Source organism: Mesoflavibacter zeaxanthinifaciens subsp. sabulilitoris (assembly GCF_014191595.1).
GTDB lineage: Bacteria > Bacteroidota > Bacteroidia > Flavobacteriales > Flavobacteriaceae > Mesoflavibacter > Mesoflavibacter zeaxanthinifaciens.
In genome coordinates, this window is the sequence record NZ_JACHWV010000005.1 from 338252 (window position 1) to 346201 (window position 7950).

2 protein-coding genes are annotated in these 7950 nt (G+C 35.0%); both read left to right on the top strand.

The features are described 5' to 3' along the window. Positions 1 to 77 precede the first annotated feature (77 nt). A complete protein-coding gene (gene pbpC / locus FHS04_RS09680) occupies positions 78 to 2429 on the top strand; it encodes a penicillin-binding protein 1C (protein WP_106677055.1) in 2352 nt (783 codons plus the stop codon). A 182-nt stretch (positions 2430 to 2611) separates the two neighbouring features. Further along, positions 2612 to 7950: choice-of-anchor L domain-containing protein (locus FHS04_RS09685; protein WP_183408374.1), on the top strand; the 5339-nt coding region annotated here is incomplete at its 3' end.

A 7950-nucleotide genomic window follows, 5' to 3' on the forward strand; every position in this document is an offset into this window, starting at 1 on the left:
AAATATTAATTAGTCATTTTTAATGTTAAATGCTTAAATTCACTTTTTAAAACTTTGTTACAAACTATAACTTTTTAATGCAAAGACTGTTAGCCTACTTTAAAAACAATAAAAAGAAAACAATCGTATTGTTTTTAATACTTGTGGCTTACTATTTTTGCTTACCCAAACACCTTTTTAAAGACCCAACTGCAACGGTTATTACAAGTAATAAAAATGAGTTATTAGGAGCTATAATTGCAGACGATGGGCAGTGGCGCTTTCCTGAAAATGATTCAGTTCCTGATAAATTTAAAACTTGTATCATAGCTTTTGAAGATGAATACTTTTACAATCATCCTGGTTTTAATCCAATTTCAATTTTTAAAGCTTTAAAAGAAAATATCAATTCTGGTGAAATTAAACGAGGCGGAAGTACCATTACACAACAAGTTATACGCTTATCGCGAAAAGGAAAACAGCGAACTTATTGGGAAAAATTTAAAGAAATTATCTTAGCAACGCGACTTGAATTTAGGCATAAAAAAGATGAAATTTTAGCACTATACGCCAGTCATGCGCCTTTTGGCGGAAATGTTGTTGGTTTAGATGCAGCATCGTGGCGATATTTTAATAGAAATTCTGAAGATTTATCTTGGGCAGAAAGTGCAACATTAGCAGTCTTACCAAATGCACCAAGTTTGATATATCCTGGTAAAAATCAATTACAACTATTAAAGAAACGTAATAGATTACTAAAAAAACTTTTAGATAATCAAACTATTGATAGCCTAACTTACAGACTATCAATCTCCGAAGGATTACCACAAAAACCCTATCCTTTACCACAAATTGCGCCACATTTACTGCAAACCATTGCAAAAAACAACAAAGGGCAACGAATTAAAACTAGTGTTAACAAGAGACTTCAACAGCAAACTAACACTATTGTTTTTAACCATTATAACACGTTAAAACAAAACGAAATTTATAATATTTCGGTACTAATTTTGGATGTAAAAACCAGAAAAGTTTTAACATATGTAGGTAATGCTCCAACCGATAAAAATCATCAAAATAGTGTAGATATTATTAACAAACCACGTAGCACAGGTAGTATTTTAAAGCCATTTTTATATGCTGCAATGCTAGACGCTGGTGATATTTTACCAAATACTTTAGTTGCAGATGTACCAACACAATTTGGCGATTATTCACCAGAAAATTTCAATAAAGAGTTTGATGGTGCTGTACCTGCAAAACAAGCTTTATCAAGATCTTTAAATGTTCCTGCTGTTATAATGTTGAAAGATTTTGGCTTGGACAGATTTCATTACTATTTAAAAAATCTTCATCTTAAAGATATTAGATTTAATGCTAACCACTACGGGTTATCTTTAGTGCTTGGCGGAGCAGAAAGTAACCTTTGGGATTTATGTAAAAGTTATGCAGCGTTTTCTTCAACTATTAATCATTTTAATGAAACATCAAGCGAATATTTTAGTAACGAATTTTGTGAGCCTACTTTCTACGAAGACGAAAAAATAGATTTTGGTAAAAAATCCAACGAAAAAACACTTTTTGACGCCGCTTCCATTTACTTAACTTATGAAAGTTTAAAAGAAGTAAATAGACCTGAAGGCGATGATAATTGGGAATTTTTTGATAATTCTAAACAAATTGCTTGGAAAACAGGGACTAGCTATGGCTTTAGAGACGCATGGGCTATAGGTACTACAAAAGATTATGTAGTTGGTGTTTGGGTTGGTAATGCAGATGGAGAAGGAAGACCTGGCTTAGTTGGTGTACAAACAGCTGCACCAATACTTTTTGATGTGTTTGATTTATTACCTAATAGTCAATGGTTTCAAAAACCTTTTGATGAAATGGAAAAGGTAAAGATATGCTTAACTAGTGGTTACAGAGCGTCTGTAAATTGTAATAATGTAGATGAAAAATATATACAAAAAAGTGGCTTAAAAACTAAAGCTTGTCCCTATCATAAATTAATACATTTAGATAAAACTGAGAGTTTCCAAGTAAATTCTTCTTGCGAAAATATAAACGAAATTAAAAACACATCTTGGTTTATTTTACCTCCTTTAATGGCTTACTACTATAAAGACAAACATCCATTTTACAAACCCTTACCCGCTTTTAGAGAGGATTGCATTAATTCTAAAAAAGAAACAATGGAATTTATCTATCCTAAAGATATCAAAAAGATTTTTCTACCTAAAGATTTCAATGAAAAAACTAACGATCTGATTTTAAAAGTTACACACTCTAAACCAAACACTAAATTATACTGGTATTTAGACCATATTTTTTTAGGTGAAACAACTACAATCCACAACATGTCTATACGACCAAAAGAAGGTAAATATACAATTACAGTCACCGACGAATTCGGCAACGAAATCAAAAAAACCATAGAAATTTCTCAATAAAATAGAAAAAATATAGAAAATTAAACACTGTTTTTAACAAAACACCAACATTTCAACGAAAAAAAAAGCATTATATCTATCTGAATTTAGATAGTCTCATAAAAAAATATACCTTTAAGATTCCAAATGAAATTTTGGGATGTTTATCATATAAATTAAACTAACACAATCATTTCATACCTATGAAAAAAACTACTCTCCTAATTTTACTATTATTTAGTATAATTGTACAAGCTCAGGTAATTAATCAGCCAGCAAACTGGCCCAATACCAATTGGACTGTAACTGGAAGCTACAATACAGATCCTACAGCTTTTGAAGCAGATCCTACAACAACAGCAAACTTTGCATTTGATGATGATGATGCAGGTAGCGGTAGCACAGATGCCATACAAGCAGAATCACCAGTAATTGATTTATCAGCAGCATTTAGTGCAGGCGAAACTTGGCTATTTGTTGACACAGATTATGTTTTCAACTGGATAAGTTCTGATGCTATCGGAGTTGAATATTGGGATGCAGATGCAGGAACATGGAATCCATGGGGATCACCAATTCAAGCAGATACAGCTACACCTCCAACAAATGATTTTTGTGCAGGAACATCTGAAGCTTATACTACAGACCAATTAAACATAGCTGGTTTTACAGCAACACAGTTATCTGGTTTCAAATATCGTCTCTTTTATGATGATGGAGGAATTTGGGGATGGGGAATGTGTTTTAGTTCTCCAACACTATATTCTCAAATGCCACCAGCATGTGCAGACGTAACAGGTATAACTGCTGTCACAACAGGAGATACCACTGCAGATATAACATGGTTAGCAGGCGGATCAGAGACTGAATGGCAAATCTGGGTACAACCAGCAGGAACAGGAGAGCCAACAACAGATGGTACAACAACATCGACTAACAACCCTTATCCAGCAAGTGGTTTAACACCAAGTACAGCTTATGAAGTTTATGTAAGAGCTGATTGTGATACCGATGGGTTTAGTAACTGGGTAGGACCAGTAAACTTCACAACGTTTAACACACCACCACCAGCACCAGTAGGTGTAACATGTTCTAGTGGAACATCAACATTTATCTTTACAGAAGATTTTGGAAATGATACAAACTATGTACCATCAGGATGGACAGGAACAACTTTTGCAGATAGTAATGGTAACTGGGATATTACAGGTGTAAGTGCAAACTCTTCAGGAACTGGTCCAGATGTTACATGGGATGGTAACGCAGGAACACATTTAGAATATGAAGCTTCAGGTAATACTACTAATGTAGCTTCAGCAATTACACCAGCAATTGATTTATCAACTGCAGTAGACGGTGCAGAGTTATCCTTTTATATGCATGCGTTTGGTTCAAACATAGGAACTTTAAACGTGGGTGTATCTACGTCTGCAACAGGACCATTTACAACAGAATATACTTGGATAGGAGATTATCAAACCTCTGCTTCAGAAGCATGGGTACCAATAGGTATAAACTTAGATGCTTACTTAGGTCAAGTTATTTATATAGAATTTAGTTATGTAGGAACAGGAGAGACTTGGGAAGGCGATATGGCTATAGACCAAGTAAGAGTAGAAACTTGTGGTAACTTTTGTGTAGCTCCAACAGGATTAGCAGTAGCAAATGTTACAGATACTATAGCAGATATTTCTTGGACAGCTAACAATGGAGAAACAGCTTGGGAAGTAGTTGTTCAACCAGCAGGAACAGGCGTACCAACAGGAGCAGGAACAGCTGTAACAACAAACCCATATACTGCAACATTATTAAACTCGAGTACTGCTTATGAAGCATATGTATTAGCAGATTGTGGTAACGGTACAAGTGTTTGGGCAGGACCAATAAACTTTACAACATTAAATACACCACCACCGCCACCAGTAGGCGTAACATGTTCTTCAGGAGGATCTACTTTTGTATTTACAGAAACTTTTGGAGCAACTTCAGGAACAGCACCAGCAGGATGGACAGGAACAGGTTTTGATGGTTCTAACGGAAATTGGCGTATTACAACAGAAAACGGAAATTCATTTGGAACGGGACCAAACGTAACATGGGATGGTAATGCAGGAGCGCACTTAGAATATGAAGCATCTGGTAGTGCTTCAGATATAGCCTCAGCTATTTCACCAGCAATAGATTTAACACCAGCAGTAGATGGTGCAGAGTTATCATTTTATATGCATGCATTTGGTGATGATATAGGAACTTTAAATGTAGGTGTGTCTACATCTCCAACAGGTCCATTCACAACAGAATATACTTGGATAGGAGACTACCAAACAGACGCTACAGAAGCATGGGTACCAATAGGTATAAACTTAGATGCTTATTTAGGACAAGTAATTTATGTAGAATTTAGCTACGGAGGCGCAGGAACAGGATTTGAAGGTGATATCGCTATTGACCAAATACAAGTAGAAACTTGTGGAACGTTCTGTATTGCACCAACAAACTTAATAGCTTCAAATATAACAGCAACTTCAGCAGATATTTCTTGGACACCAAGTGGACCAGAAACACAATGGAACTATGTAGTACAACCAGCAGGAACAGGAACACCAACTTCAGGAACAACAGTTGGAACAACAACAGTTTCAGAATCAGCACTAACACCTCAAACAGATTATGAAGTATATGTACAAGCAATCTGTGGAGCAGACACTAGTGTTTGGGCTGGACCAATTTTTTTCACAACACCAGTACAAACCAATTTTGTATTAGATTGTGTTAATGGTGGACCACAAACACTAACTTATTGTTATGAAAGTAATGATACTAATGTATTCACATTTACAAGTGCAGATGGTACAACACCATTAAACATAACGTTTAATGCTGGACAAGTAGAACAGAACTGGGACGAACTAGTAGTTTTAGACTCTGACGGAACAACAGATTTAAATGCAGCTACACCTTATGGTAATGGAGGCGATTTAAGTGGTATCCAGTATCAATCTACTGGTTCTTCAATTTCATTTCAGGTACAGTCTGATGGGATTTTCGATTGTGGATCACAAGGTTATATATCTATTGATGTAACGGTAAGTTGTGCTACTTGTATTTATCAAACAGTAGACTTTACAACAATTACAGATTGTTCAAATGGTAATAATCAGTTTTTTGTTGATGTTAACGTGACAGATGCAGGAGATTCTAACTCTCTAACAATAACAGACAACCAAGGTAGTACTCCTATTGTGGTTTCTGGTACAGGTACAACTCAAGTTGGTCCTTATCCTTTAGATACTGATGTTATTGTAACTGTTGCAAATACGGATGATAATAATTGTGTTGTAACAAGTTCAACATTAAATGTACCTGTTTGTCCACCTGCAAATGACGAGTGTTCAAATGCAATAGTTGTAACACCTAACCCTGACGAAAATTGTACAAATATAACAAGCGCTTCGCTTTACGGAGCTACAACATCTTCACAAGTTAACACTTGTCCAGGTACAGCAAATGATGATGTTTGGTTCCAGTTTACAGCTACAGCTACAGATCATGGTATTGATATCACTAACATCGTTGGAGATACTACAAACTTAAACCATGGATTATTTGAAGGTACAGATTGTAATAACCTTACTAATCTATATTGCGAAACAGGCAACTCTAGTATTGCTAATGGATTAACTGTAGGCACCACTTATTACATAAGAATTTATACAGATAGTGATGTCGCTTTTCAAGATGTGAGTTTTGATTTATGTGTATTTACAATTCCTCCACCAATAACAACAAATGACACTCAATACACAGTACCTGAATTAGTTACAGACGTTTTAGTCAATTCACCTTGTGCAATTGTAAATAATGTTACTTGGTCTTCTGGTGCTGATTTTGGAACAGATAATGGTATAGGATATTTTGATGGAAATGGATCTTCATTCCCTTTCCAAAGCGGAATAGTTTTAAGTACAGGAAATGTAAATGATGTACCTGGTCCTGAAACAGGAACTCAAAGTGGCGGCGGATTTGGATGGCCAGGAGATGCAGATTTAGAGGCTGTTATTAATGAAGGTACTACAAATAATGCATCTGTATTAGAATTTGATTTTACTCCTTTAATTGATCAAATGTCATTTAACTTTATCTTCGCTTCAGAAGAATATGGATCTTTCCAATGTAGTTTTTCTGATGCATTTGTTTTCTTATTAACCGATTTAACTACTGGAGTAACTACTAATTTAGCTGTAGTACCTGGTACAACTACACCAGTCTCTGTATTAACTATTAGAGATAACGCGTATAATGGTGGTTGTGCATCATCTAATCCTGCTCTTTTCGATTTTTATTCTGATGTTTTTGATTATCCTGGAGTAGGCTCTAACCCGATTGCAAGTCCGATTGACTTTAGAGGAAGAACTGTTCCTTTAACAGCATCTTCTACAGTTATCCCTAATAATCCTTATCATATTAAATTAGTAATTGCTGATGATGGTGATACTGCTTATGATTCTGCAGTATTCTTAGAAGCAAGTAGTTTTGATATTGGTACAATAGATTTAGGTAATGACATTTTAATAAGTAATGGTACTGCTTCTTGCGAGGGTGATAATGTAGTTTTAGATTTAGGTATTGCTCCACCAACTAACGCTACAATTACTTGGTATACTGTTGATAACGGAATAACTGAACCAATACCAGGAGAAAACGGAACATCTTTAACAGTAACAGAAGGCGGAGTTTACCAAGTTGATATCACTTTTGCTGGTGTTAGTGCTGCGTGTTTCTATTCTGATGATATTGTAGTTGAATTTTTCCCTAACCCTGAAGTAGAAGTAGGTGACATTCCAATTATTACAGCTTGTGATACTGACAACACAGGAATAACAACCTTTGATTTAACTGAAAACGAATCTATTATTTTAGGTACTCAAACAGATATTACTGTTGATTATTATGAGTCAGAACAAGATGCAATAGATCAAACTAATATTATTACAAACCCTACAAGTTATACTTCTGGACCAGCAGTGATTTTTGTTAGATTAACTAATGATATTACTGGATGTTATAAAGTTGAAACTTTTAATATTGATTTAGCTCCAAAACCTGTATTAGGAACACCTGAAGACATATTAGGATGTGATAATAATGACGACGGTATAGCAGATTATGACTTAACAGTAAACGAAACCTTGTTAGCAAATGGTCAAGAAGGGTTAACTTTTAGTTACTATTTAGACCAAACAGATGCAGATACAAGTACAAATGCAATAACAAACATTACCAATTATGCATCAAGCGCTACGACAATTTACGTAAGAGTTGAAAATGCAGATGGTTGTTTTGAAACAACTACATTTGACTTATTCTTTGGTATTCAACCAGAAACAAGTTTTGACACAGATGTAGTATACGAGGTATGTCCAAACGCTACAACACCTATAACAGTTACAGCGATACCGGATAATTACACATCTAACGAGGTAAGTATTGTATGGTATGACCAAAATGATAATATAATATCAGGCGAGAACAGCTTAGATTT